The organism is Halomonas sp. BMC6 (assembly GCF_964204995.1).
In the GTDB taxonomy this organism is placed as follows: domain Bacteria; phylum Pseudomonadota; class Gammaproteobacteria; order Pseudomonadales; family Halomonadaceae; genus Vreelandella.
In genome coordinates, this window is sequence record NZ_CAXNSH010000001.1 from 3,442,112 (window position 1) to 3,467,261 (window position 25,150).

23 protein-coding genes are annotated in these 25,150 nt (G+C 56.4%); 4 read left to right on the forward strand and 19 right to left on the reverse strand.

Annotation, left to right across the window (positions count from 1 at the left end; translation table 11 throughout):
• Window positions 1-2 precede the first annotated feature (2 nt).
• The 13 genes from AB6K10_RS16675 to AB6K10_RS16735 form a co-directional block, all read right to left on the reverse strand.
• Window positions 3-1,112: a glycosyltransferase gene (locus AB6K10_RS16675; protein ID WP_339119378.1), complete on the reverse strand. Its 1,110-nt coding sequence runs from the start codon at window positions 1,110-1,112 to the stop codon at window positions 3-5.
• Between the two features lie 2 nt (window positions 1,113-1,114).
• Window positions 1,115-1,612, reverse strand: a complete 498-nt coding sequence (locus tag AB6K10_RS16680; RefSeq protein WP_339119379.1) for a glycosyltransferase — start codon at window positions 1,610-1,612, stop codon at window positions 1,115-1,117.
• The gene (locus tag AB6K10_RS16685) at window positions 1,609-2,070 is read right to left on the reverse strand and encodes an oligosaccharide biosynthesis protein Alg14 (RefSeq protein ID WP_253015712.1); all 462 of its coding nucleotides are present in this window, start codon (window positions 2,068-2,070) and stop codon (window positions 1,609-1,611) included. The genes AB6K10_RS16680 and AB6K10_RS16685 overlap by 4 nt, the downstream gene beginning before the upstream one ends.
• Window positions 2,067-3,302, reverse strand: coding sequence for a hypothetical protein (locus AB6K10_RS16690; protein WP_339119380.1), 1,236 nt, complete (start codon window positions 3,300-3,302; stop codon window positions 2,067-2,069). The genes AB6K10_RS16685 and AB6K10_RS16690 overlap by 4 nt, the downstream gene beginning before the upstream one ends.
• A 40-nt stretch (window positions 3,303-3,342) precedes the next feature.
• The gene (locus AB6K10_RS16695) at window positions 3,343-4,137 is read right to left on the reverse strand and encodes a lipopolysaccharide biosynthesis protein (RefSeq protein ID WP_339119381.1); all 795 of its coding nucleotides are present in this window, start codon (window positions 4,135-4,137) and stop codon (window positions 3,343-3,345) included.
• 86 nt (window positions 4,138-4,223) lie between these two features.
• Complete coding sequence (locus tag AB6K10_RS16700; RefSeq protein ID WP_339119382.1) at window positions 4,224-5,543, reverse strand: UDP-glucose/GDP-mannose dehydrogenase family protein; 1,320 nt, start codon at window positions 5,541-5,543, stop codon at window positions 4,224-4,226.
• 278 nt (window positions 5,544-5,821) lie between these two features.
• The gene (locus AB6K10_RS16705; RefSeq protein WP_159342687.1) at window positions 5,822-6,895 is read right to left on the reverse strand and encodes a porin; all 1,074 of its coding nucleotides are present in this window, start codon (window positions 6,893-6,895) and stop codon (window positions 5,822-5,824) included.
• A 263-nt stretch (window positions 6,896-7,158) separates the two neighbouring features.
• The gene (locus AB6K10_RS16710) at window positions 7,159-7,914 is read right to left on the reverse strand and encodes a ProQ/FINO family protein (RefSeq protein WP_339119383.1); all 756 of its coding nucleotides are present in this window, start codon (window positions 7,912-7,914) and stop codon (window positions 7,159-7,161) included.
• 20 nt (window positions 7,915-7,934) lie between these two features.
• Complete coding sequence (locus AB6K10_RS16715; protein ID WP_339119384.1) at window positions 7,935-8,474, reverse strand: dihydrofolate reductase; 540 nt, start codon at window positions 8,472-8,474, stop codon at window positions 7,935-7,937.
• Window positions 8,471-9,289, reverse strand: coding sequence for a thymidylate synthase (locus AB6K10_RS16720; RefSeq protein ID WP_174788545.1), 819 nt, complete (start codon window positions 9,287-9,289; stop codon window positions 8,471-8,473). The genes AB6K10_RS16715 and AB6K10_RS16720 overlap by 4 nt, the downstream gene beginning before the upstream one ends.
• Window positions 9,290-9,424: 135 nt before the next feature.
• On the reverse strand, window positions 9,425-10,213 hold the full coding sequence (lgt, locus tag AB6K10_RS16725) for a prolipoprotein diacylglyceryl transferase (RefSeq protein ID WP_339119385.1): 789 nt from the start codon (window positions 10,211-10,213) through the stop codon (window positions 9,425-9,427).
• A 49-nt stretch (window positions 10,214-10,262) separates the two neighbouring features.
• The gene (locus tag AB6K10_RS16730; protein WP_159342692.1) at window positions 10,263-11,060 is read right to left on the reverse strand and encodes a sulfite exporter TauE/SafE family protein; all 798 of its coding nucleotides are present in this window, start codon (window positions 11,058-11,060) and stop codon (window positions 10,263-10,265) included.
• Window positions 11,057-12,220, reverse strand: a complete 1,164-nt coding sequence (locus tag AB6K10_RS16735; protein ID WP_339119386.1) for a response regulator — start codon at window positions 12,218-12,220, stop codon at window positions 11,057-11,059. Before AB6K10_RS16735 ends, AB6K10_RS16730 begins: the two co-directional genes overlap by 4 nt.
• Window positions 12,221-12,388: 168 nt before the next feature.
• Here AB6K10_RS16735 and AB6K10_RS16740 point away from each other — a divergent pair, with 168 nt between their 5' ends.
• Window positions 12,389-13,165 (forward strand): NRDE family protein, encoded by a 777-nt coding sequence (locus AB6K10_RS16740; protein ID WP_339119387.1) that lies wholly within the window; start codon window positions 12,389-12,391, stop codon window positions 13,163-13,165.
• On the opposite strand, the gene ptsP is transcribed toward AB6K10_RS16740, so the two are convergent.
• Together ptsP and AB6K10_RS16750 are read right to left on the reverse strand one after the other, a co-directional pair.
• Window positions 13,162-15,423: a phosphoenolpyruvate--protein phosphotransferase gene (ptsP, locus tag AB6K10_RS16745; RefSeq protein WP_339119627.1), complete on the reverse strand. Its 2,262-nt coding sequence runs from the start codon at window positions 15,421-15,423 to the stop codon at window positions 13,162-13,164. The genes AB6K10_RS16740 and ptsP overlap by 4 nt on opposite strands.
• A gap of 86 nt (window positions 15,424-15,509) precedes the next feature.
• A complete protein-coding gene (locus AB6K10_RS16750; protein ID WP_139527002.1) occupies window positions 15,510-16,004 on the reverse strand; it encodes an RNA pyrophosphohydrolase in 495 nt (164 codons plus the stop codon).
• Window positions 16,005-16,181: 177 nt separating this feature from the next.
• Between AB6K10_RS16750 and AB6K10_RS16755 the strand changes: the two genes are divergently transcribed.
• Window positions 16,182-16,838: an HAD family hydrolase gene (locus AB6K10_RS16755; RefSeq protein WP_253015692.1), complete on the forward strand. Its 657-nt coding sequence runs from the start codon at window positions 16,182-16,184 to the stop codon at window positions 16,836-16,838.
• A gap of 90 nt (window positions 16,839-16,928) precedes the next feature.
• Here AB6K10_RS16755 and AB6K10_RS16760 read toward each other — a convergent pair whose 3' ends face one another.
• Window positions 16,929-17,903 carry a malate dehydrogenase gene (locus tag AB6K10_RS16760; RefSeq protein WP_016913321.1) on the reverse strand — a complete coding sequence of 325 codons (975 nt, stop codon included), beginning with the start codon at window positions 17,901-17,903 and terminating at the stop codon, window positions 16,929-16,931.
• Between the two features lie 228 nt (window positions 17,904-18,131).
• Between AB6K10_RS16760 and AB6K10_RS16765 the strand changes: the two genes are divergently transcribed.
• Window positions 18,132-19,223: an efflux RND transporter periplasmic adaptor subunit gene (locus tag AB6K10_RS16765; protein WP_339119388.1), complete on the forward strand. Its 1,092-nt coding sequence runs from the start codon at window positions 18,132-18,134 to the stop codon at window positions 19,221-19,223.
• Window positions 19,207-22,275, forward strand: coding sequence for an efflux RND transporter permease subunit (locus AB6K10_RS16770; protein ID WP_339119389.1), 3,069 nt, complete (start codon window positions 19,207-19,209; stop codon window positions 22,273-22,275). Before AB6K10_RS16765 ends, AB6K10_RS16770 begins: the two co-directional genes overlap by 17 nt.
• Before the next feature lie 60 nt (window positions 22,276-22,335).
• On the opposite strand, the gene rsd is transcribed toward AB6K10_RS16770, so the two are convergent.
• From rsd to gshA, 3 genes are all read right to left on the reverse strand, one after another.
• Window positions 22,336-22,824, reverse strand: coding sequence for a sigma D regulator (gene rsd / locus AB6K10_RS16775; protein WP_159342697.1), 489 nt, complete (start codon window positions 22,822-22,824; stop codon window positions 22,336-22,338).
• Between the two features lie 167 nt (window positions 22,825-22,991).
• On the reverse strand, window positions 22,992-23,492 hold the full coding sequence (locus AB6K10_RS16780; protein ID WP_339119390.1) for a disulfide bond formation protein B: 501 nt from the start codon (window positions 23,490-23,492) through the stop codon (window positions 22,992-22,994).
• Entirely contained in the window at window positions 23,489-25,129 is a 1,641-nt protein-coding gene (gene gshA, locus AB6K10_RS16785; RefSeq protein WP_339119391.1) for a glutamate--cysteine ligase, read from the reverse strand. Before gshA ends, AB6K10_RS16780 begins: the two co-directional genes overlap by 4 nt.
• Between the last annotated feature and the right edge of the window lie 21 nt (window positions 25,130-25,150).

Consider the following 25,150-nt stretch of genomic DNA (forward strand, 5'->3'; position numbering starts at 1 on the left):
AGTTACCTCATCACAGCTGAAGCACTATATTTAGACAGAATTATTTCAGCGCCTTTAATAAATACGTTTTCATAGCTAAATTTATCACGAACGCGCAATGCATTAACGGCCATTTCACCTCTTTCTTCAATTGACATGAGATAGTATTGCTTTAAAGCATCTGCCAAGCCATCCTCGTTGTTATCATAAAAAAAACCATTTTCGCCATGAACAAGGTACTCTTTAGCACCTTCTAACACACGATTTGCAATAACAGGCGTTCCGCATGACAACGCCTCCAGGCCTACCAGGCCAAAGCTTTCGGTCTCTGACACTGATGGAAATACGAATATATCAAATGATGCCATTACTTCTGGCAAATCATGTCGTGGCAGCGCACCTAAAAAAGTTACTCGCGACTCTAAAGCAAGTTGCTTTACCAAGTTCTCTAAGTATTCACGCTCACTGCCATCACCTACAACTGTTAATGATGCATTTTTTATCCCAAGCTTATAAAAGGCTCTGATCAGTTCTTCGCAGTTTTTTTCTTTTTCTAAACGAGAAACGTAACCAATACGGTACTGGTTATCTGAAAAGTCTGATGGCCTTGAGGATGTAACAGTTAGAAACTCACTACCCCCAACGCAGTCAGGAAACACTTTCTCAACCTGCTTCTCAGGGACTGCAAGCTCTGCCACTATTTTCTTTACGTAGTAGTCAGACGGCACCACATAAATCTGCACCTCTTTTTTCAAAATTTTGAACAGAAAGCTAAAAAAAAATGACGACTTGACCTTCTTTAGATCTGAGCCATGAAAACGCAGCACTAAGTAAAACTTTTTATCTAAAAGCTTCAATAACAACAAAACGGGCAGAAAATAGACAGGATAATGAACTTCAAGAACCGTTCCACGAGGTTTAGAAAATAGTGACAAAACACATCTTGTCATGAGTTCCGTGTAAAAATAAATTTTTGCAATTTTTCCCACAGGCTTCTCTCTCATCGCAACCAGAGATACGTGACGCTCCCCCAGCACTTTTCTCCATGCTTGCTCGGTCGATCGAACGAACGTACCGTAATATGGTGCTTTTTCTGTCGGATACATATTTGTCCATAAAAGCAATTGCTTCATTACTACTGCCCTCTAAGCTTTAGATACTTAGCAATATTCATTCCTAGCGTATTATCACCATTTTTTTCATTCACAACAGCCTCGTGTTTTTCCATCGTCACTTGATCAAGTGCCGAAAAGAGAGCTTGAGAATCTAGACAGAAATATAGTGATGAATATTGACCGGCAAATGCTTTGACGGTGTCTAGCTGGTGGTCATTTCGATGCTCGCCAAGAGAGTATTGACGCGGCATGAACACACCGCGCTTACCATGCTCCAAGCAAGACAGAATACTACCCATCCCAGCGTGCGAGACGATGCCCTGCGCTTGGCAAAACCAATGATAGTACTCATCGCTAGAGAGCGTTTTGAAAAGCTGCATGTCAGGGTGAACAAAACGGCTATCTTCGCCTACTTGCGCAACGACTTTGCCTGAGTAGCCGCGCTGGTCGCGCCATTCTGCGAAGTGCTTTAGCAAGCGGTCGAAAGGTAGCTGGGTGCCGACGGTAATGAAGATCATAGGACTTTCCCCCAGTAGCGCACGCGCTTGTCCTTGGCCGCCAGATGTTCCCACTGGGTCAGGCAAACATCGCAAAAAAAGCGCGCTATTTTGCCTGAAAAAGAGAGCTGCTGATAATTGGCCATGCTGTCGACCCAAATGACCTGCTTACCCATCACTTTGGCGAGAAAGCAGAGCAGCAGGCCTGGCAGTGCTCCAGTGGAAATCACCACATCTGGCTTGGCCGCTCTCAACACTCTGACGGATTGCCACAGCGCCGAGCACAGCGCCTTGATGCCGCTACCCCTGTGTATGTTTGGGCAACAATGCGCCGGGGTATCCTCCACGACGAGTCCGGGCTCCGTACTGGCAAAACTAAACGCCACGTTATGTTGCTCGGCTTCTTGCGCAAGCTGGGCGTACAGCCGTTTGAGCTGTATGAAATGGCCTCCAAAAGAGCCTACTAACAGAATGTTCACGCTTCCTCCTTGAAGGTCGGCAGACGGGTTTTGAGTTGATAGAGGTAGCCGATCAGTAGCGCTGTTGCGCTTGAGGCAATACCTGAATTGACGACGTGTCCCGCCGCAAGACTCACCCCAATGACCGTGATGATGAGCAGCCAAAAGCTCATGCCGTACCTTGGCTGCCGCTTGAGTAGCTGTGTAGCCCAGACGCCCCCTAGCAGCCAAGGCAGGTAAAAGAGTACGCCACCCATGACGCCAAAGCTGATGAAGACATCGATCAGATCTATCTCTACCAGAGAGCCTCGCACTGCCAGCAGGTGATCGACGCCTACACCAAACAGCACATCCCAAAACCCAAAGGGTACGACGACCAGCTCGACGGCTTCACCTAAAAACGAGAGTCTTCCGCTCAGCAAAGCTCCCCAAAAGCCGCCATGCAGCTTGTAGAGAAAAAGCATTCGATCCAACAGCCCGGCGGCTTGAATGAATTGGTAGCCGAAGGCGATGACTGCCGCGCCACCCACCAACGTGATCAAGTACACGGTGGGGATGCGCCTTACTTTGAAGTAGCCATTGTGGATCAGTGCGAATACGAACACCATGCAGATTCCCAGCATGGCTACTTTGGTGGCTTTCATCAGGAAAAACAGCAGGAATAGACCAAACACCAACGCCAGGCTTCCAGCGCCACGCGTTTCGGCCAAGCGAAACAGCACGATACTGGCCGACGCGAGCATCAAATAGCTCATTTCATTGCCTGCGATGATGAAACCTTTTCCACCGATCCCACCGGCATACTGCGATTCGCCAACGCCTAACACGCCCAGCGAGACGTTCACTGACATGACGATGAAGTAAAACAGCATCAGCCCTGCCAGTTTTTGCAGGCTCCAAAAACCCTCTGACTGCTTGGCCTCGCCCACCAGATAGAACAGCAGTGCTAAGGTCAGCAACCCCCGCACCGCCCAAGTGACGCTTTCTATCGCGTGCCCATAGTTCATTACCTGATAGAACAAACACAGGGCCATTAGCGCTGCGCAAAGCAGTAGATATAAAAACTGCTCCACGTGATAGATCATCAGCACGACCAATAACGCAATGAATCCCAGCGTTTTGTATGGCGCGGAGATGCTGGGTAGCGTTACGCTTTGGTAATAGAGGTAACCGTTGAGTGTATCGACCAACGGCCATGCCATGAGAAAACATAGCAACAGCAAGTCGATACACCGTTTTAGTTTCATATCCATCGCAGGCTCCGGCGGCAATGAGTGCGTTAACGCCCTCTCATTACTGGGCGCGCCGATAAGCAGCTGCCACTTGCGTGACGAATACGCTGAAGACGGCGGCTAAAGGTGCCAATAGCAGTGCCACGAGCACACCGAATGCCAGAATAAAGGGTTTGCCGATTCCCACCGGTTCGAGACTTTGCACGGCGAGTTGGGTGGAGTCACCAGGATTGATACTTTCGATACGACGTTCGAGCTGCAGCGTTTTCTCGAAGAAAGAGGCTTCCAGCTCGCGTGCGCTTTCGCTGCTGGCGGCCCGAGCAACCTCTAGTGCTTGCGAGTACGCTTGCTGCTGGGCGTCGAGCCCCGCCATTAATTCTTCTACCAGTTGCTGCTGATCTTGCTTGATGGCGTTTACCAGCCCTTCGTGAAACTGTTCGATCATGGGCTGGTGGACCTCTTCCGATTCGCTGAGGATACGCAGCAACAACGTATTACTGGGGTTCGTCACGTCGATATCGAATGGAATCCCTTCTACGCTTTCATCTTCCAGTAGTTGTCTACGTTGCTGCTCGATGAAGACGTTTTCTAATTTGGCGATGACTTCTTCAGGCGTTTCGAGCCCTTCTCGCTCGCCCTCCAACGTTTCATAAGACGCCACCGCATACATGGTGGCAAAACCATATTTGACCGGTTTTAACCAAAGAGCGGCCAGCGTCAGCAGCATGACGCATGCCATGCAGGCCAGCATGATCCTCCACTGTTTCAGCAATAACGTCACTAAGCTTACCAGCGTCATCTCCTCCGGCACTTGCTCTTGGATTTTGCTAGATTCCATTCCATTGCTTTCTTTCATTATAGCCCTCCATTTACCGCCATGCGGTTATGTCCCTGGCTGAATTAACCCCCTCTCCCTAACTTTAAATATTTATCTTTTATTATTTATCGTCCTACACCGTAATACGTAATGCCTCGTTTCAACATACGCTTTGGATCGAACAAATTGCGACCATCGACAATCACCGGTTGAGATAGCGTTGCTTTGATTAACTCAAAATCTGGCGCTTTGAAAGATTGCCAGTCGGTCACGATCACTAGAATATCGGCATTTTTTAGCGCGCCTTCTTTCGTTCCACACAGGGTTAAATCATCACGATGGCCATAAATCCGCTGCGCTTCTTCCATGGCTTCAGGATCGTACGCCTGTACTTTAGCGCCCGCCTGCCATAAAGATTCCATGACTACACGGCTGGGGGCTTCTCGCATATCGTCGGTATTCGGCTTGAAGGCAAGCCCCCACAACGCCACGACTTTACCTTCCAGCGCGCCGTCGAAGTGGCGGTTAATTTTTTCGAATAGGGTGTTTTTTTGCAGCTGGTTGCGCTCTTCGACCGCTTTTAGCACTTTAGCATCGAAGGCGATACTTTCAGCCGTGCGTATCAGCGCCTGCACGTCTTTTGGAAAACAGGAGCCTCCGTAGCCCGCGCCAGGATATATAAAGTGGTAGCCAATACGAGGGTCGCTGCCAATACCTTGGCGCACCATTTCAATGTCGGCGTCCAAGCGCTCGGCAAGATTCGCCATCTCGTTCATGAAGCTGATCTTCGTAGCCAGCATGCAGTTAGCCGCGTACTTCGTTAGCTCGGCGCTACGCACGTCCATGGTGATGATTTTGTCATGGTTACGGTTAAACGGTGCGTAGAGCTCACGCATGATATCGATGGTTGCATCGTTCGTAGTGCCAATGATGATACGGTCAGGCTTCTTGCAATCGGCTACCGCACTTCCTTCTTTCAAAAACTCGGGGTTGGATACCACGTCGAACGACAGATTTGTTTGCCGTTTGGCTAACACTTCTTCTACCACGGCAGTCACTTTATCCGCCGTGCCGACGGGCACCGTGGACTTGTTGACGATGACCACCGGTTTTTCAATATGCGTCGCGATGGTCTCGGCTACCTTCAGAACGTATTTCAAATCGGCGCTGCCATCTTCGTCTGATGGCGTGCCAACCGCGATGAACTGTACCTCTCCGTGCTTGACGCCTTCTTCAGCCTGGGTGGTAAACGTCAGCCTGCCTGCTGCGTAGTTCTCTTTGACGAGAGCTTCGAGCCCTGGCTCATAAATAGGAATGACACCCTGCTCTAAACGCGCGACTTTTTCAGCATCGACATCGACACACACGACGTTGTGACCCACATCCGCCAGAACGGCACCTTGCACCAGCCCTACATAGCCTGTTCCAAACACGGTTACGTTCATACTTTCCCTATCAACTCACATAGTTCGTTAATGAACACAGCCGGACGCGGTGTTTTCAAACATCGGCTGGCAGCGATAAACGTTGACTATCATACCGTTTATCAGCAACGCTGTAATGCTATGCCAACTTTTGTGATGGTACAGCTTGATTGTCAGGCACAGACATCTCGCCAGCGAGATGAATTTTCTAGTTTTTAAGCATAAAAAACCGGCCCCATGAGGGGCCGGTTCATTATCTACTACAGGAGTTACAACTTTAAGCTTGGTTTAACCAAGGCTTAGAAGTGGTAACGAGCACCTGTCAGGTAGTACAGGTCATCGCCGTCAGCATTGATTTCAGAGTTAGTGCCATCCAGTGTTACGTTGATGGACTGCTGATCAGGCTGCTGCAGCTCTAGGAATACGTCAAAGTTGCTGGAAACTTTGTAGTAAGAACCCAGGGCCCAAGAAGTACGGCTGTCAGCACCTTGGCCATCCGGATCTACGTCGTAGATGTCACCAGTGAAGGCCCAGGGACCAGTGGTGTAAGTAGCACCCAGACCAACTTTGTCGAAACCACCGCCAACTTCATCGCTGTGCTCACGACCTTCGTAGCCCAGACGTACAGAGAACTGATCGTTCACGTCGTAAGAACCGATCAAGCCGCCCAGCAGTTCGCCGTTGCCGCCGCCGTTACCGGAGTTGTTCGGGTCAACGCGACGTACGTCTTCAACGAAGCCCAGACCTACAGTGAACGGACCTTGCTGGTAACGAACACCACCTTGCGGTGCGATGACGGTACCTTCAGCATTCGGGGCAGACTCGCCACGTACGCTGTAGTGTTTCAGCTGCAGGAATGCAGTGAAGCCTTGCAGGTCAGGCGTGTAGTAACCGATGGAGTCACCACGTGACTGTTTGCGGTGGCCAGCAAACTCTAGACCACGGTCGATGTACACGTCGAACGGCAGAGATACGAACTGGTTGTAGAAGCTGTCAAAGTTACCAGCTTGGAACGTACCGTACTGCTTGCTCTGCAGACCGATGTAGCTCTGGCGAATTTCGTTGAAGCCACCGTCGGTGTCGTTCTCGTCACCAGTGAAGCGCCACTCCAGACGACCGAAAGCGGTCAGGTCGGAAGTTACTTCCTGGCTCATGCGGAAGCCCAGACGAGAAAAAACGTCTACGAACTCTTCGCCGTTGTCTTGGAAGTTGCCGTTGGAGTCATACTCCGGGCCGCCACCAGCAACGCCCATGGCGATACGGCCATAAACGTCCAGTTTGGTGCCGTCTTGGTCATAAACGGTCGCCGCTTGAGCGGCAGCGGAGGCGCCCAGGGCACCAACAATAGCAGTCGCTAAAAGTGTCTTTTTCATGATGTAGGTTCCTTAACTAGCTTACTGTTTCGATCGTTATTACTGGCCTTCAAAGAAGCCAGTAAGTGGCTTGCGGGCCATGCTCTTTTTCTCATCCACCGGTTTTTCCCGGCGATATACGACATGTCCTCAACAAAGCCTTGTTATAGTCCAATGCTCGCAGGTCAAACTCTATACCGGGATTCCAGGGAACGCAATAGAAAAAAACAGTGTTTTTTTACGATTTGTGTTTTTTTATGGAACCCACAGCACGGCCTCGGGTCTCAGCGGCCTTCGAATTTTTGCTGCAAGCCTTTTAGTTTCTCTTCCATGCTAAGCGGCTTTTTCTGCTCGATTTTTTCGGACGTTACTGGTTTTGAAGCAGGCTGTTGGTCGCGTCGATGTAGCTTGTCAGCCCTGGCCTTCGTTTTATTAGCGCTGCTTTTTGCAGGGGTGGCCGAGCGGTCAGACGCATTTTTCGTGGGCGACTCGTGTCGACGCTCACTGGCATGTTGCGCAGCTTCTTTATCCACTTGACCCGCAGGCTGCCCGTCTAAATCGACACGTTCGGCCCCTTCGCGCATGGATTTGATATAGCGCGGTAAATTGACGTAGTTGGCCAGCGCGCGGCGAATCAACTTGCCAGACCAAGGTTCGCGTTCGGCCAAATCTTGGTGAATGCCTACCTTCAAGGGCTTGGTATGCCCTTTAAAGAAAGCATTCGGGTAGCGCTGATACCACTGTTTCAACAGCGCTTGCGGCGAAGGGGGTGTGGTGGGCGTGTCAGGCGCATCTGGCTCTGCCGAGCTGGTAACGCTCGGCGCTGGCTCAGGCAGTGATTGGGAAGCATGACTATCCGCTGCCGAGCGCTCTGTTTCAGCGGCGGGCATAGGGGCAGGCGTTTCTGGAGCGTGAGCCGTCAGTGCCGCGAGTTGTTGCTTTAACTGCTGATTCTCCTCGCGCAGCGCAGTGAGTTCGGCATTTTTTTGTTCGAGCCGTGTTTCTAACGTTTCTAATAGATGCAGTACGCTGGCGGCCATAACCCCCTCCTTTGACCTGATCAGTCGCTGACGCGCTCGTACACAACGAAGTCGTAGTTCGGCTGCCCTTCCGCTGGCTGGCCGGGTATACGCTGGACTTCTCGCCACTCGTCCATGGAAAACTCGGGGAAGTGGGCGTCGCCCTCGACCTCGATATCGACTTCCGTGATGTAGAGACGTTGTGCAAACGGTAAAGCTTGACGATAAATCTCGCCGCCACCCATGACCATGACTTCTTCCGCCGCCTCGATGGTCGCCTGCTGATCGGCCAGCGCTAACGCAGCGGGCAGTTCGTGGCATACGCGCGTGCCTTCGGCGCTAAAATGGGTATCCCGAGTGACCACGATATTGAGTCGGTTAGGCAGCGGCTTACCGATGGAAGCATAGGTTTTGCGCCCCATAACCAGCGGCTTGGCCTGTGTCATGCGTTTGAAAAACTTCAAATCTTCGGGCAAGTACCAGGGTAGCTTGCCATCGACGCCGATGACGCGATTCTTGGCCATGGCGACGATCATCGCGACGGGCACCAGCGATTCATAAGCGGTGGCTTGCTGACTCATACGGCTACCTTTGCTTTGATATGCGGATGTGACTCATAGCCTTCGATCTGAATATCATCGAAAGTGAAGTCGAAGAGGTTTTTGATATCGGGATTGAGCGCCAGCGTAGGTGGCGCCATGGGCGTACGGCTGAGCTGCTCTTGAGCCTGTTCGAGATGATTGCTGTACAGATGTGCATCCCCTAGCGTGTGCACGAATTCACCCGGTTTTAGTCCCGTGACCTGGGCCACCATGCTAAGAAGCAGCGCGTAACTGGCGATATTGAAGGGCACGCCCAAGAAGATATCGGCACTGCGCTGGTATAGCTGGCAAGAGAGCCGACCGTTGGCGACGTAGAACTGAAACAGACAGTGGCACGGAGGCAGCTTCATTTCATCGACTTGGCCGGGATTCCATGCGGATACGATCAACCGACGCGACTGCGGATTCGTGCGAATCTGTTCGAGCACATTGGTAATTTGATCGACACTGCCGCCGTTGGGATTTGGCCAGCTACGCCACTGATAGCCATACACGGGCCCCAGATTGCCATTTTCGTCGGCCCACTCGTCCCAAATACGCACGCCGTTCTCTTTGAGGTACCCAATGTTGGTATCCCCTTTCAGAAACCACAAAAGCTCGTGGATGATGGAGCGCAAATGCAGCTTTTTCGTCGTCAGCAGCGGGAATCCGCGTGAAAGGTCAAAGCGCATTTGATGCCCAAACACCGAACGCGTCCCCGTACCGGTGCGGTCGCCACGGTCAACGCCCTGCTCCAGCACGGTACGCATCAGATCTAGGTAAGGCTGTTCAAGCGCAGGTAACGTTGATGTCATGGCAGGCGTGGGCGTTGTTGCAGTCACAGAAATTCCAGATTAACAGCGTATGTGGGGCTGTATTCTAGGCCGCTCGCCGCTGATTGGCTACCAACGAGAGCGCGTCCCCACCATTCACCACTCACCAATTACCAATTACCACTTCGCATCCACAGGCTGATGACGCGACCACGCCATGAACACCAACCCCAATGCGATCATGGGTAACGTAAGCAGCATGCCCATGGTGACCCAGCCGAAGGCGATGAAGCCGATATGGGCATCAGGCATACGAACGAACTCGACCAAGAAGCGGAACACACCGTACCCCAGCAGGAAGAGGCCGGAGATGAAGCCACGCGAGCGCGGCTTAGCGGAAACCCACCAAAGAATGGCGAATAGCACCGCCCCCTCTAACAACGCTTCATAGAGGGCCGAGGGGTGTCGCGGTTCTGGCCCCATGCCGGGAAAGGGCATACCCCAGGGTAGCGAGGTGATGCGCCCCGGCAGCTCATGGTTGATGAAGTTACCGATACGTCCTGCCCCCAGGCCAATGGGCACGAGCGGCGCAATAAAATCGGTCAGCGCGATGAATGCCAACTGTTTGCGACGTGCGAAGAGCCAGGCAGCCAGCAGTACGCCCATCAAGCCACCGTGGAAACTCATGCCACCGTCCCAAACGCGGAAGATCCAGAGCGGGTCGGCCAGCCACTGCTCTAAGCCGTAGAACAGGGCATACCCTAAGCGCCCACCGGCGACCACGCCAATGGCACAGTAGAAAAGCAGATCGCCGATATCGTCTTTGGTCAGCCCGAGCCGTGGGGCGCGTTTGCACCCTAGCCACCAAGCGGCCACGAAGCCGACGACGTACATAAGGCCGTACCAATGCACCTGCAACGGGCCGAGGGAAATCGCGACAGGATCTATCGTTGGGTAGTTGATCATTCACTTTCTCTATTCGAATAAAAGAAATGCCACCACTTGCCACAGCGGGTTACGCCAGTATGAAGCGTAACCCCACCACGGCGAGCAGCGCAGCAAAGCAGTAACGAAGCACATGGGCGGGCAGCACGTGCGCCAAACGCACGCCGAGGCGGGCGAAGGGCACACTGGTGACGACGATGCCAATGAACGCAGGCCACATCACGAACCCGGTAGCCCAGGGCGGCAATAAGGGGTTGCCCCAACCCACCACGACGAACGTGACGGCCCCCACCGCCGCTATTGGTAAGCCACAGGCGGCAGAGGTTCCCACCGCTTGTGTCATGGTGGCACCACAGCGTGAGAGCCAGGGCACGGTCATCGCACCACCGCCGATACCAAATAGCGCAGAAATGGCTCCCACCACGCCTCCCGCCACGGTCATGGCGACCTTGCCAGGGGCCAATGTGCCCGGTTTGGGCGTCAGCCCCATGAGCATTTTGGTGGCGAGCAGGAGCACGAACACGCCGAATAAGGTGCCTAGCACGGTGCCCGACAAATTACCGGCGATGAAAACGCCCGCAATGGCCCCCAACATCAACCCGGGTAGCAGCGCTAAAAACCACGCACGATGTACGCTGCCTTTACGAAAGTGGCCTAGCGCAGAGGACGCCCCCGTCACGACAATGGTGGCCAGCGAGGTGCCCACTGCTAGGTGCATGGTGATCTCGGGGGAAATGCCCTGTAAGCCGAAAGCAAAGACCAAGACGGGCACAATGATGATGCCCCCACCCACACCGAACAAACCGGCCATGGTGCCAGCCGCGGCACCTAGCAATAAGTAACTGGCCAAAATGGCTGCAAAGGTCATTCGTTGGGCTTCTCCAGGGCGTTAGGCAGCCATTTTTTGATCATGCCGTGCAGGGTATCGGGCTGATAAGGTTTGGCGAGGATATCGTCGAGCCCTGCGTTCGCACAGGTGTCTTTGCCCGCGTTATCGGCGTTGGCCGTCAGGGCGATCATGACGCTGCGCTTGAAGAAGTGCTGCGCTTCGTACTGTCGCCAGCGGCGGGTGGTTTCCAACCCATCCAGGGTGGGCATGAAGATATCCATGAACACCAAGTCATAGAAAGCCGACTGCTGACGCTCCAGTGCCTGCTCGCCGCTACTGACTCCCTCTACCTGAAGCCCTTGCGACTCCAGCATTTGCCGCGCCAGCATCAGGTTTACGGGGCCATCATCGACCACCAATACCCGCGGACTTTGCTCATCGGAAATGGGTAGGTCGTAGGTATTGGCCTCGTTCACGCTCTGTTGCACGAAATTCGCCAACAGCGAGCGAATATCCGCCAGCCGCTCGCGAACGTGGGTGACGTTCTGTCGACAGGCATCGGACGCCTCGTCGGTCAGCATGGTGCCCAGATGATCGAACAGGCTGTCGGCTTCACGCTGCATGAGTGTCAGGTAGCCAGACTTCAGACGCGACTCCTCTCGGGCGCGCTCTCTTCCCGCCATGAGGTGCTTTAGCTGCTTTTGCTGATGGTGTAAGTCTTCCAAGAGGGCCTGATCGGACTTGGGCTGCTCAGTGGCTTCCCCAGCCACATGGCCATTTTTCTCTAACGCGCTCACCAAGCTCGCCAATTGATCGTTGGCGCGAGTCAGCCGTTTGAGCGGGCGCTCGTGGCTCTCTTCGTTCAACAACAGCGGGGCATGGGGCATCATCCCCTGTTGAAGCGTATCGATATGGCGCTCCAGCTCGTTGAGACCTTGCACGAACAGCGCGTCTTTAAACTTGGCGCGCGCTTTGATTAACATTAAAAACGCGCCCACGTTGAGGCAGCTACCCAATAGCAGCGTCAGCGTGAGCCACAGCGTGGTGGTCCATGACGCTTGACCCGGTGACATCAGCCAAATCACGGCCCCCACCGTCACGCACAGCAACACCAATGCGGCTTGAACAAGAAGCAGGGGCCATAACACCGGCCAAATGACGGCATTCCAGAAGTGCTCTCGCTGATAGCGTTGCATCATTCTCGACTTCCTAGTTGGCAGAAGGCAGCATGCCCCTTACGTGTAGGTGGTTCACGTGGATGACCCGCGTTTCACTGCTAAGTGTACGTCGACACCGCACCCCTGTCATGCCACGCGCTCCCACCACTTCAACCAGGCGGCACGACGACTGCCGATCAAGGGCTATGTATGTGTTTAATGACCTTTCATTGGGCGCCCGGTAGCGCGACTCCGCTCCGCTTAGCAGGCAATCGCGATGAGTTTCATGCGCGCGCCACGGCTCCGCTAAGCGCTTGGCAGGACCTCCCTCTATGCGGAGGCCGCGATTTGGAGGCGGGGGGTACGTGGCTGGCAGCCAATCGGCGTGGCGTGATAGCAGCGCTCACCAACGTCCGCGACACGCGCTTGAAGACGCCCGACAGCGCTCCCAGCCGGGGCGAATTAGTTGCGGGCGTGCTCACCGCCGACGGTCCGGCAGAGTGGCTCAAGGCGCTGGCTGGTCACCATGCCGAGCGCTACGCAGGCTTCAATTTACTGGTCGCCACGACCCGCCACTGCTGGCACCTGCATCGAGGTTACGAGGGCGTATCGCTGTCGCAAGTTGCCCCTGGGGTTCATGGGCTTTCGAATGCTAGCTTGAACACGCCATGGCCCAAGCTCGAGGCCGTGCGGCAGGCACTTGCAGGGAACGAGGCGCGTCACTGGCGGCGTCACACCGGTCGCGCACTACACGATCCTGCCTTGGCCGAGCCAGCTCTCTTACCGGATACCGGCGTTGGGCTCGCACTCGAACACCAGCTGTCGGCGGCGTTCATCGTGGGCGAGCAGTATGGTACGCGCGCCACCACATGGCTGACGCTGAACGCCCTGGGCAATGCCACTCTCACCGAGCAGCGCTTTGGACCGCTCGGCCGCTTTCTGGGCGATACCACATTGACGGCCTTGAACGAACGAGCCGAGACCTAATCCCGAGGAGGCAACAGATGCGACAGCTGCCACTCATCCAGTCGTTTATTCAGATGCTCGTGGACTCGGGCAGGCGTATCTAGCTGCATGATCTCTTTCAGCAGCATTTGCGCATCCGTCAGGGAGACCCGACGAATTGCGGCACGCACTTTTGGCAGGCTGGGGGCGTTCATGGAGAGGCTGGTGAAGCCCATGGCCATCAAGAGCAGTGCACCCGCCGGGTCACCCGCTAGTTCACCACACAGCGATATGGGTTTGTCGAGCCGTTTGGCATCTTGGGCGAGTTCTTGCAGCGCCCCCAGCAGCGCCGGGTGAAGCGCATCGTACAAGCTGGAGACGCGTGGGTTGTTACGGTCGACCGCCAGCAGGTACTGCGTTAAATCGTTACTCCCCACCGAGAAGAAATCGACACGCTTGGCCAGCGCGTCCATCTGGTAGATGGTGGCCGGGACCTCGATCATCACGCCCACTTTGGGACGCTCGACGCTAATGCCCTCCTCGCCCAACTCCAAGATAGCTCGGTCGAGGAGACGAATGGCTTCATCCACTTCCTCGACGTTGGTGATCATGGGGAACAGGACATAGAGATTGCCCAAATCGTGCGAGGCTTTGAGCATGGCGCGTAGCTGCACCATCAGTACTTCGGGGTGATCCAGGGTCACCCGCATGCCCCGCCAGCCCAGAAACGGGTTGGCTTCCTCGATGGGAAAGTAGGGCAAGTCTTTGTCGCCACCGATATCCAGCGTACGCATCACGACCGGCAGAGGCGCAAAGCCCTCCAACTGCTCGCGGTACATACGCATTTGCTCTTTCTCACCGGGGAAGCGCTCGGTGATCATGAACGGCACTTCGGTGCGGTAGAGTCCTACTCCCCCAATCCGGCTCTTGAGCAGAGCAGAGGCGTCCACTGCCAAACCGGTGTTCACCATCAGCGGCATCTCATGGCCGTCGGGGGTTTCGCTGGGGAGGTCTTGCTCGTGCTCCAGTACTTCGCTGAGCACTTTCTCTTCGGCAATCAAGCTGGCGTAGCGGGTTTGCAGCTCGGCAGCGGGGCGAACGAACAAGCGCCCCCGATGCCCATCGAGCACCACGGGCGCGCCATTAAGACGCGGCAGCGGCAAATCGACCATGCCCAATACGGTGGGAATGCCCATGGCACGGGCCACGATCGCCACGTGAGACGTACTAGAGCCGCGAACTGAGACGAGGCCTTTGAGCTTGTCGCGAGGCACTTCCCCCAGCATGGCCACACTGATTTCATCACCGACCAGGATGGCATTATCCGGGTAGGTTTCCGGCGTGGAGGGCGTATCCTCCTGCAGGTGCGCCAGCACGCGACGGCCCAGGTCGCGGATATCTGCCGCCCGCTCGCGCAGGTAGTCGTCATCGACGCGCTCAAGGTACTGCACATGGCGGCGGACGACATCGGCGAGCGCCCCCGGCGCCCACTGCCCTTCACGAATACGCTTCTCTACCTCTTCGGAGAGCGCGGCTTCGCCCAGCATTTGCTGGTATACGTCAAACAGCGCCAGCTCTTGAGAAGAGATCCGGTTGACCAAGCGCTCCGCTGCCGCACGAATTTCATCGCGGGTTTTGCCGATGGCCTCTTTTAGGCGGGCAATTTCGTACTCTTGATCGCTGGGAATCAGGTCAGGAACGCTGTTAAGGTCGGCAGGCGGTGTGATCACCACGGCTTCGCCCATGGCCATACCGGGTGACGCCGCGACACCTTTGAACATGGCTTGCCCGCCGGGCAGCGCCGGGCGCGACAGGTTGCCCGTGGCTAACGCATGTGCCAGCACACCCGCCAGTTGGGCGGCCATGGTCACCAAAAAGGCTTCGTCTTCATCGTCGTAGCGACGCTTTTCCGCCTGCTGAACCACCAGCACGCCGAGCATGTGGCGCTGGTGGATGATGGGCACGCCTAGAAAGCTGGAGTAGCGCTCTTCACCGGTGGCTTCGAAGTAACGGAAATGGGAGTGCGATTGGGCATCTTCCAGGTTGAGCGGTTCGCTTCGCTTGGCAACCAGGCCCACCAAACCCTCGCCCAAAGGAAGTACCACACGCCCAACCGCTTGGGTACGCAAGCCGATGGTTTCCATGAGTACGAGCGACTCCAGCTCTTTATCGTAGAGATAAAAGGAGCACACATCGGTCTGCATGGCTTTGCGTATGCGGCGAACCATGGTCGACAGCGCGGCGTCGAGGTTTCGTGCGCCATTCACTTCTTGAATAACGCGTCGCAGCACCTCAAGCATGGACGTTTTACTATTCACTATTATCTGCCTCGCTGAGGGATTGTCCGGCTGGCTACCACTACACTTACCCTGCAGTGATACGCGCGTTATCCTTCGTCATCTTGTGCCAAGCGCTGCACGCGCGGAGAAAGCTCCCTGAGTGCGCGCCGATAAACCTCGCGTTTGAACGGCACTACTTGCCCAAGCGGGTACCAGTAGCTCACCCATCGCCAACCGTCGAATTCCGGCTTGGGCGTAGCCGTCATACAGATCCGGTTTTCTTGGCAACGAATTTTGAGTAAAAACCACTTCTGCTTCTGGCCGATACAGACCGGCCGTGAGTGGGTACGAATCATGCGTCGTGGCAGACGGTAGCGCAGCCAGCCCCGGGTGCAGGCGACAATATCAACATCGTCGGCGGTTAGGCCGATCTCTTCGTGAAGTTCACGAAAAAGCGCTTGTTGTGGAGTCTCGCTTGCTTTGATGCCTCCCTGGGGAAACTGCCACGCATTTTGCCCTACACGACGCGCCCAAAGCAGCTGCCCCTGGCTATTGGCAATGATGATGCCAACATTGGGGCGAAAGCCGTCAGCGTCGATCACGGACATCACCTTCATAAATTTTCAGTTGTCCCCATTTTTCCACAAGGGAGACAACCGTATCAATACAATATAGCGCTAAGTGGTTAAACCTAGGTGACTCTGCGATAATCCGGCGCTTTATGTCCCACGACCAACGTCCACTATTCACCACCAACCGTAACCAATAAGGGGAGCGCCGTGAGTCTGGCCATTTTCGATTTGGACAATACGCTGCTATCCATCGACAGCGACCATGCCTGGGGTGAGTTCTTGCTGGAACAGGGGGCGGTGGACCCCGTCGCGTACCGCGAAGCCAACGAACGTTTCATGGCCGATTACAATGCGGGCACGCTGGACATGGCGGCGTTTTTGGAAATGGCGCTCAAGCCGTTGGCCGATAACAGCCCCGAACAGCTAGCGGCGTGGCACCAGCAGTTCATGGCCAGCAAGATCGAGCCGCACATTCTACCCAAAGCCGAAGAGCTGCTGGCTCGGCACCGTACCAAAGGCGATACGCTGCTGATCATTACCGCCACCAACCGTTTCATCACCGGCCCCATCGCCGAGCGCCTGGGCGTAGATGATTTAATCGCCGTAGAACCCGAAATGATCGACGGCCGCTATACCGGACGTGTCGATGGCGTGCCCAGCTACCGAGAAGGCAAAGTCACTCGTTTACAAGCATGGCTGGAAGCCCAAGACCTCACGATGGACGGCGCTTGGTTCTACAGCGACTCCCACAACGACCTCCCGCTGTTGGAAAAAGTCGAACACCCCGTCGCCGTCGACCCCGACGACACCCTACGCCAAGTGGCTGAAGAGCGAAACTGGCGGATTATGAGCCTGCGGGATTAATTGATTAATGAGGCTAACAAAAAACCCCGCAAGACATCTTGCGGGGTTTTGCGTGACTAACCGCTTGTTAAAAGCGCTTAGCAGGCGCGTTTAGCCGAGCAGGTGCTCGACGGCAGCACGCTCTTCGCGCAGTTCTTTCTCGGTGGCTTGCATCTTCTCTTTGCTGAATGCATCCAGCTCGAAACCTTGTACGATTTCGTATTTGCCACCCTGGCAACGAACCGGGTAGGAGTAGATGATGCCTTCGGCGATGCCGTAGCTGCCGTCGGAAGGAATCGCCATGCTGACGATGCCGTCGCAACCCAGCGCCCAATCGCGCATGTGGTCGATGGCAGAAGACGCAGCAGAAGCGGCAGAGGACGCACCGCGCGCTTTGATGATGGCGGCACCGCGCTGTTGAACGGTCGGGATGAAGTCGTTTTCGTACCAGTCACGCTCGACCAGATCGAAAGCGGCTTTGCCGTCGACTTTGCACTGGGCCAGATCCGGGTACTGGGTGGCACTGTGGTTGCCCCAGATGATCATGTTTTCGACGTCAGTAACGTGCTTGCCAGTTTTCTGAGCCAGCTGCGTCAGCGCGCGGTTGTGGTCCAGACGCGTCATGGCAGTGAACTGGCCTGCGTCCAGGTCTGGCGCGTTGCAAGAAGCAATCAGCGCGTTGGTGTTGGCCGGGTTACCGACGACCAGCACTTTGACGTCACGGCTGGCGTGGTCGTTCAGCGCTTTGCCTTGTACAGAGAAGATCGCGGCGTTGGCTTCCAGCAGATCCTTACGCTCCATACCCGGGCCACGCGGACGCGCACCTACCAGCAGGGCGAAATCGGCATCTTTGAAGGCAACGTTCGGGTCGTCGGTGGCAACGATGTCTTGTACCAGCGGGAACGCACAGTCGTTGACTTCCATCACGACGCCGTTCAGCGCGTCCATCGCTTGAGGAATTTCGAGAAGCTGGAGAATGACGGGCTGATCCGGCCCCAGCATGTCGCCAGCGGCAATACGGAAAATAAGAGAGTAGCTGATCTGGCCGGCACCGCCGGTAATCGCAATACGTACTGGATCTTTCATCATTGCTCCTTGATGGTTCGCCTAATGGAGGTTCGCCTGGTAAAGAATAGCGCCACGATGTTATGCCCAGATGCTCAAAAACTCAATCAGACATGAGACGACTACCCATTTGCCCGCGGGCTTGGTACTCGCTGAAAACGGCCAGTTACGCTATGGTGTGACGGGCTGCGGCACCTTCCTTACCGCGCTCTTTATCTTTTGTCATCCTATTTGGAACCGTGACTTCCCATGCGACGAATTCCCCCCTCATACGCGCTGGCAAGCCTTCTGGTGCTGGCGTTAGTGGTATGGCTGGCCGTTGGCGATTTTCATCAGTTTCAATCGTCACCTCCTGAAAGTGCAGCAGAGGAAGCCGAGCCCCTCCCCCGCGTCGAGGTAAACACTCAGCAGAGCATGCCCTATATTCCCCAGCAGGTGCTGCAGGGCCAGCTGACCGCCGAGCGCGAAACGGTGCTGCGTGCCAATGTCGGGGGGTATGTAGCAGAGAAGCCGATTGAGCAAGGAGAAAGCGTGCGCCAGGGCGAAACGCTACTCGTGCTGGATAACGATGCCCTGCCCGAGCGCTTACAGCAGGCCAGAGACGAGCTAGCGCTGGCCGAAGCCGAGTACGCTGGCGCCCAGAACCTGCGCCGTCGCGAGCTAATTTCACAACCGGAACTGCTGCGCTTACAGAGTGCGCTCAGCGCCAGCGCGGCCCAAGTAGCTCAGCTCGAGAAGCAACTACAAGACACTCGCCCCACGGCCCCGTTCGAGGGCGTATTAGACCGCGTACAGGTGGAGCTTGGCGATCTGCTCCAGCCTGGCGAAGAGTGGGCGCGCTTGATTGATGACCGCCGCTTGACCGGCACCGCCTGGGTGTCTCAGCAGCAGGTAGGCGAATTGGCCGTTGGCTTGCCCGTGACGGCGCGCTTGCTCAACGGCGGCTCGCTCACCGGCGAAGTCAGCTATATCAGCAGCCGGGCAGAAGAAGCTACCCGCTCCTTCTATATCGAAGTAGCGCTCGATAACCCCGAGCGCCTGCGCCTGGCGGGCGGCAGCGCCGAGTTCACCATTACTTTGCCGCCTCGTCAGGTCCACACGCTCTCCCCGGCGCTGTTTAGCCTGGATGATCGGGGCCAGCTAGCCATCAAGCACTTGGATGACGAGGATCGTGTGGTGCAAACCGCCGTCGAGCTGGTGAGCGCCGACACCGAGCGCGCCTACGTCAGCGGACTCCCCAACCCGGTCACCCTCATTACGTTAGGGGCTGGTTTGGTGAACCCCGGCGACGCGGTAACGCCGGTGCCTGCCCAGGAAGGTGGACATGCGACAGCTGATTAATGCCGCCCTCACCCATACGCGTACTACGCTGCTGCTGCTGGTAGGGCTTCTGCTGGCGGGCACTGCTGCATGGCAGATGATTCCCAAGGAGGCGAACCCGGACGTGACGATTCCGATCATCTACGTCTCGCTCGCTCTAGAGGGCGTCAGCCCCGAAGATGGCGAGCGGCTGCTGGTTCGCCCCATGGAGCAAGAGCTTCGGGGTATCGAAGGGCTGCGTAAATTTACTGCGCAATCCAGCGAAGGGCATGGATCGGTAACGCTGGAGTTCGACCCCGGTTTTGACCCTGACACCGCGCTGGCCGATGTACGCGAGCGCGTGGATATTGCCCGCAGCAGCCTGCCTGATGAAGCAGAAGAACCCAGGGTGATGGAGGTGAATGTCTCCGAGTTTCCCGTTCTGAGCATCGGCCTCTCCGGCGACCTGGATACCCGCGAGCGTATGACCATCGCTCGGCGACTGAAAGAGGAAATCGAAGGCATCGCCGACGTGCTGGAAGTGGACATCGCCGGGGAGCGTGAGGACCTTTTAGAAATCGTCGTCGACCCACTGGTGCTAGAGAGCTACGGCGTCGATTTCGATACCCTCTTCAACCAAGTTTCCCGCAATAACCGTTTGGTGGCAGCCGGTAGCCTGGATACCGGCGCGGGGCGGCTGGCACTCAAAGTGCCCGGCATTATCGAGTCGCTGAACGATGTGATGAACATGCCTGTAAAGGTCGAGGGTGATCAAGTCGTCACCTTTGGCGACGTGGCTTGGATTCACCCTACCTACAAAGAGGCCGAAGGGTTCGCCCGCATTGATGGTCAGCCCGCCGTGGTGCTGGAAATTTCCAAACGTGCGGGGGCCAATATCATCGCCACCATCGAGGCAGTGCGCGCGACCTTTGCCCAAGCAGAGGACTTACTGCCCGAGCAGCTGCGCGTCACGACCATCTTGGACGAGTCCGTCACGGTCCAGAGCATGCTGTCTGAGCTGCTCAATAACGTGTTGACCGCCGTGGTGCTGGTACTGATCGTGGTGGTAGCGGTAATGGGCTGGCGGATGGCGCTGCTGGTGGGGCTGACGATTCCGGGGGCATTTCTCACCGGTATTCTGCTGGTGTGGGCGTTTGGTTTTACGCTCAATATCGTGGTGCTGTTTGCGCTGATTCTCGTGGCGGGCATGCTGGTGGATGGAGCCATCGTGGTCAGCGAGCTGGCGGACCGCTACCTGCACGAAGGCCAAGCGCCGCATCAAGCATGGCTCAACGCGGCCTCGCGCATGAGCTGGCCGGTGATTGCTTCCACGGCAACGACACTCGCCGTATTCATCCCGCTGCTGTTCTGGCCCGGCGTGGTAGGCCAATTCATGAAGTACCTACCCGCCACGGTGATTTTGTGTTTGCTGGCCTCGCTGGCCATGGCGCTGGTATTTCTGCCCACCCTTGGCCGCCTGTTCACCCGCACCTCGCAGGCGAGTGGCACCGGGCCGATAGATGAAAGTACAGCGCTTGGGCGTGGGTATCGTCGGATCTTGAGCCGCCTGCTTCAGCATCCTGCCTGGGTATTGCTGTTTGCGGTACTGCTGATTGCCCTGCTCTACACCGGCTATGCGCGCTTCAATCATGGCGTGGATTTCTTCCCTAACGTCGAGCCGGACAGCGCTCAGGTACTGGTGCGCGCCCGCGGTGATTTTTCGGCGGAGGAAACCGATGCCATTTTGCAGCGCGTGGAGCAGCGGCTGGGCGGACTGAGCGAAGTGGAAGCGCTCTATGCGCGCTCTTATGCCGTGCCCGATCAACAGATGGGCAGCGATGTGATTGGCATGCTGCAGTTTCAGTTCATCGACTGGCACCAGCGCCGCCCCGCGCGCACTATTCTGGCGGATATGGCCGAACGTACGCAGGATATCCCGGGTATTACCTTGGAGTTCCAAGAGCAGGAGATGGGCCCCGGCGGTGGCAAACCCATCGTGCTGGAGGTCAGTGCGACCGACCCAGAGGTTGCCGATGCGGGGGTCGACCAACTGACGGCCATGATGCGCCAACTGGGCGGTTTCACCGATATTCAGGATAACCGCAGCTTGCCGGGGGTCGAGTGGCAGGTGAACGTGGATCGTGAAGCCGCCGCCCGCATGGGAACCGACATCACCACGATTGGTAGCGCCGTGCAGCTACTCACGACCGGTCTGCAAGTAGCGTCTTACCGCCCGCCCTCGGTAAACGACGAGGTGGATATTCGGGTGCGACTGCCGGAGAACTGGCGCACGCTGAACCAGCTCGAGCGTTTGACGATTAATACCCCGCGCGGTCAGGTACCGATTTCACACTTTGTAGAGATCACCCCTGCGCCGAAAGTGGGCACGCTCAACCGTATCGATGGCCGCCGTGCCATTACGGTAGAGGCTGACTTAGCGCCAGGGTTCTTAGCCGATGAGCGGCTGCGCGCGCTATTAGACGCAGGCCAAGGTCAATTGCCCGACGGCTTGATGGTCAACGTCGCCGGTGAACAGGAGGATCAGCAGGAGTCGATGCAGTTTCTGGTCGGTGCCTTCTTGATTGCAATTGGCTTGATGGCGCTGATTCTGGTGACGCAGTTCAATAGCTACTACCAGGCAGCGCTGGTGCTCTCGGCGATTGTGTTTTCTACAGCCGGGGTGTTGATGGGGCTGCTCATTACCGGGCAGGCTTTTGGCATCGTCATGGTGGGTATGGGGGTCATCGCGCTGGCAGGCATCGTGGTGAACAACAATATCGTGCTGATCGATACCTATAACGAGCTACGCGCCGATGGCATGCCACCTGCGCAGGCGGCGTTGGAAGCGGGTTGCTTACGCCTGCGGCCCGTGTTGCTCACGGCCATTACCACGGTGCTAGGTTTGATGCCGATGGTATTAGGGGTGAACGTGAACCTCTTCGCCCCGGCGCTTGGGTTCAACGCCCCTTCCGCCCAGTGGTGGACACAGATGTCCAGCGCGATCGCTGGCGGCCTCACCTTTGCCACCGCCCTTACCCTGCTGCTCACTCCCTGCATGCTGGTGATTGGCGGGGCGTTGAGGCGTAACAAGTAAAGGCTGGGCGGTGAACCGTTGTGATTCAGGCAGCGACGTGCGCTGCCTGAGGAGGAGGTGTCAAGCGGGAGACTTGGCCTGCTGAGGGCTGTGGGCAGCGTGTAGCCGGGCGATGAGCTGGTCTTCCAATGCAAAGCGCTCGGTCAGCCCTTTGGCGAGGCGGTCGATCCAAGCGGGAAGCCGCGCCAGGTTCTGCTGGCAGCGCACCGGAGAGGCGAAATCCTCGTCGAACTCCAGCACCATGGCCGTGGACATCTCTAGCCGTTCGAGCAGTTTAGCGGCGATCTGGAGTGCGCTGTCGTCGTCGAACGCTTTGGCTTCTTCCGCTAGCTGCGGATACACCTCGAAGTGTCCGGCGCTGATGTAATCCATCAGCAGTTCGCTAAAGGTATCGATGCGCGCCTTGCTGACGGCCTCTAGCTCTACGTCGCAGGCATCTTTTAGCTCAATGAAGCTCACCAGCAGCGCACGGCGTTGGTCCAGCCAGCGGTCGATCAGGCTGTGCACGCCCCCCCAGCGCTCCAGGGCATTTTTGCAATCTTCGAGCATGGGGCTTTCTCCTTGCAGATAGCCGCCTTGAACAGGGCTAGACTCGCCTTTCCTTCTACCTCTGTCAATCGTGGCGGAGATGATTTCCTTGATACTGGATAGTGTGCCTTCGATAGTCAACGATTACGTCAGGCAGCCGCGACTAACTCGACCGCCTGACGCCTATCCTAGCGCTTAATGGCCAGCCATAGAATACGCAGTGGCACCAGCGCGAGCACTAAAAAGCCAATCAGCGTCCAGGCGGGCAACGAGAGGCCTAACAGCATGAAGTCGATCTCGGCGCACTCGCCTGACCCTGTCAGCACCATCGCCACGACCTCCTGCATGGGCAGAATGTCCATCATGTAATCGAGCCCCGGGCCGCAGCTCGGCACTTCATCGGCAGGCAGACTTTGTAGCCATACGTGGCGACCGGCAATGAACGCGCCAGTGCCCACGGCCGCAAGCCCTAATACGCCGTAGATGCCTTTGCCTACACCGCCTTTGGGGTTATGAATGGCCGCTACCGCCAACACCAACCCTGCCGCAATGACCGCAACACGCTGAAAGATACACAGCGGGCAAGGTTCCAAACCGACGATGTGTTCGAGGCTCAAGGCGACGGCCATCATCATTACGCAAAAGGCAACACCGGCGAGCGCTGCCGGACGAATGGCGGGTGTAATCATTGAGCGTCCTCGGAGGGGAGTGCAGACAGCGCCCGTGACTCACGCGCTTTGGCAAAATAGCTTTCAAGAAACGCGCTAAAGCTCTCTTGATCGGCCTCTTCGATATCCCGCTGCTGCTGATGCGAGGTATCGATCAACTGCGCCAACAGCGCTTCGCGTGAGCGCAGCATTGGCGTAGTTTTCAGCTTATCCGCTTGTGCCTGGGCCATCTCAAGCAGCGTGTCGCTAAGCGAGCCATTACCTTCCTGTAAACGCGCCAGCATCTTTCCTGACGGCGTTAGCGATGGGTCTTCGAGACGCGGTGCCAGGTCGTCGAGCGCAGCGGCATGAGGCGCACCCTCTTCGACCGCATCGAGCAATCGCGCCACTTCCCTCATTTCCGCAAAGATTTGCTCACTCCACTCAGGCAGCGTGACCGACTCACCATCCCGCATTAGGCGCAGGTCCGGGTCGCGCCCCCGCTCCACCACCAAACGGCGGTTATCGTCTAAACGATCACACTCTTCGTCGGAGATCCAAGGGCTGTCGCTGAGCAAACACCACATCAAGAACGTATCGACAAAGCGCATCTGGGTTTCGGTCACGCCCAGCGGGTCGAACGGGTTGAGATCCAGGCAGCGCACTTCGATGTACTCGACGCCCCGAGCTTCCAGCGCTTGGCTTGGCGTTTCGTTGTGCTTGGCGACGCGCTTGGGCCGAATGTCGCTGTAGTACTCGTTTTCGATTTGCAGGATATTGGCATTGAGCTGCTGCCACTCATCGCCGTTTCTAACGCCCAGCGCCTCGTAATCGGGCCAGGGCGTGGAGATGGCGTGACGCAGCGTATTGACGTAATTCGACAGCGAGTTGAAGCAAATTTTGAGCTGCGACTGCACCTTGTTTTGGTAGCCGAGATCCGACATGCGTAGCGTCGTGGCATAAGGCGCGTAGTAGGTGTCGTCACTCAGCGGCTGGAGCTTATCCGGCACTTGGCCATGGGGCAGGAAGCTCTTGTCGATGGCCGGAGAGGCACCAAACAAATAGAGCAACAGCCAGCTATGGCGGCGGAAGTGACGAATCATTCCGAAATAACGAGTCGAGCGGTAGTCGTTGAAGGGAATATTGGTGGCTTTTTCCATTTCCCGCAGGGCGTGCCACATATCCTCCGGCAACGATACGTTGTAATGCACGCCGGCGATGGCCTGCATGATACGCCCGTAGCGCACATCCAGTCCCTTGCGATAGACATGCTTCATGGTGCCCACGTTGGAGCTGCCGTAATCCGCAATGGGAACGCTATCGTTACCTGACAGCCTTGAGGGCATGCTACCCGGCCAAATCCACTCGTTTTCCAAGTGGTGATAGGTAAAGGTGTGCAGGTCGGATAAAAAGGCCAGCGCCTCTTTCGGCTCGGAGTACACCGGGGTGATGTACTCTAGTAGCGCCTCGGAGTAATCGGTGGTGATATGCGGGTGAGTCAGCTTCGACCCGAGCGCATGGGGATGCGCCGTTTGCGCAATATGGCCGTTGGCATCGACACGCAGCCCCTCTTTCTCTAGCCCGCGACGCAAGCGCCCTAAACGCCCTAGCCGTGCACTCGGCAGCAGCCGCTCTACCTGGGCGGTGAGCGAAGGTGGCACAGTGAGTGGTTCAGACAAGGTGAACACTCCTTGTTAGTA

What these genes read in the sequence shown, in the direction of transcription:
- AB6K10_RS16675 (WP_339119378.1), bottom strand. Translation starts at nt 1,112, where the DNA reads ATGAAGCAATTGCTTTTATGGACAAATATGTATCCGACAGAAAAAGCA.
- AB6K10_RS16680 (WP_339119379.1), bottom strand. Translation starts at nt 1,612, where the DNA reads ATGATCTTCATTACCGTCGGCACCCAGCTACCTTTCGACCGCTTGCTA.
- AB6K10_RS16690 (WP_339119380.1), bottom strand. Translation starts at nt 3,302, where the DNA reads ATGGATATGAAACTAAAACGGTGTATCGACTTGCTGTTGCTATGTTTT.
- AB6K10_RS16695 (WP_339119381.1), bottom strand. Translation starts at nt 4,137, where the DNA reads ATGAAAGAAAGCAATGGAATGGAATCTAGCAAAATCCAAGAGCAAGTG.
- AB6K10_RS16700 (WP_339119382.1), bottom strand. Translation starts at nt 5,543, where the DNA reads ATGAACGTAACCGTGTTTGGAACAGGCTATGTAGGGCTGGTGCAAGGT.
- AB6K10_RS16705 (WP_159342687.1), bottom strand. Translation starts at nt 6,895, where the DNA reads ATGAAAAAGACACTTTTAGCGACTGCTATTGTTGGTGCCCTGGGCGCC.
- AB6K10_RS16710 (WP_339119383.1), bottom strand. Translation starts at nt 7,914, where the DNA reads ATGGCCGCCAGCGTACTGCATCTATTAGAAACGTTAGAAACACGGCTC.
- AB6K10_RS16715 (WP_339119384.1), bottom strand. Translation starts at nt 8,474, where the DNA reads ATGAGTCAGCAAGCCACCGCTTATGAATCGCTGGTGCCCGTCGCGATG.
- AB6K10_RS16720 (WP_174788545.1), bottom strand. Translation starts at nt 9,289, where the DNA reads ATGACATCAACGTTACCTGCGCTTGAACAGCCTTACCTAGATCTGATG.
- lgt (WP_339119385.1), bottom strand. Translation starts at nt 10,213, where the DNA reads ATGATCAACTACCCAACGATAGATCCTGTCGCGATTTCCCTCGGCCCG.
- AB6K10_RS16730 (WP_159342692.1), bottom strand. Translation starts at nt 11,060, where the DNA reads ATGACCTTTGCAGCCATTTTGGCCAGTTACTTATTGCTAGGTGCCGCG.
- AB6K10_RS16735 (WP_339119386.1), bottom strand. Translation starts at nt 12,220, where the DNA reads ATGATGCAACGCTATCAGCGAGAGCACTTCTGGAATGCCGTCATTTGG.
- AB6K10_RS16740 (WP_339119387.1), top strand. Translation starts at nt 12,389, where the DNA reads ATGTGTTTAATGACCTTTCATTGGGCGCCCGGTAGCGCGACTCCGCTC.
- ptsP (WP_339119627.1), bottom strand. Translation starts at nt 15,423, where the DNA reads ATGCTTGAGGTGCTGCGACGCGTTATTCAAGAAGTGAATGGCGCACGA.
- AB6K10_RS16760 (WP_016913321.1), bottom strand. Translation starts at nt 17,903, where the DNA reads ATGAAAGATCCAGTACGTATTGCGATTACCGGCGGTGCCGGCCAGATC.
- AB6K10_RS16765 (WP_339119388.1), top strand. Translation starts at nt 18,132, where the DNA reads ATGCGACGAATTCCCCCCTCATACGCGCTGGCAAGCCTTCTGGTGCTG.
- AB6K10_RS16770 (WP_339119389.1), top strand. Translation starts at nt 19,207, where the DNA reads ATGCGACAGCTGATTAATGCCGCCCTCACCCATACGCGTACTACGCTG.
- rsd (WP_159342697.1), bottom strand. Translation starts at nt 22,824, where the DNA reads ATGCTCGAAGATTGCAAAAATGCCCTGGAGCGCTGGGGGGGCGTGCAC.
- AB6K10_RS16780 (WP_339119390.1), bottom strand. Translation starts at nt 23,492, where the DNA reads ATGATTACACCCGCCATTCGTCCGGCAGCGCTCGCCGGTGTTGCCTTT.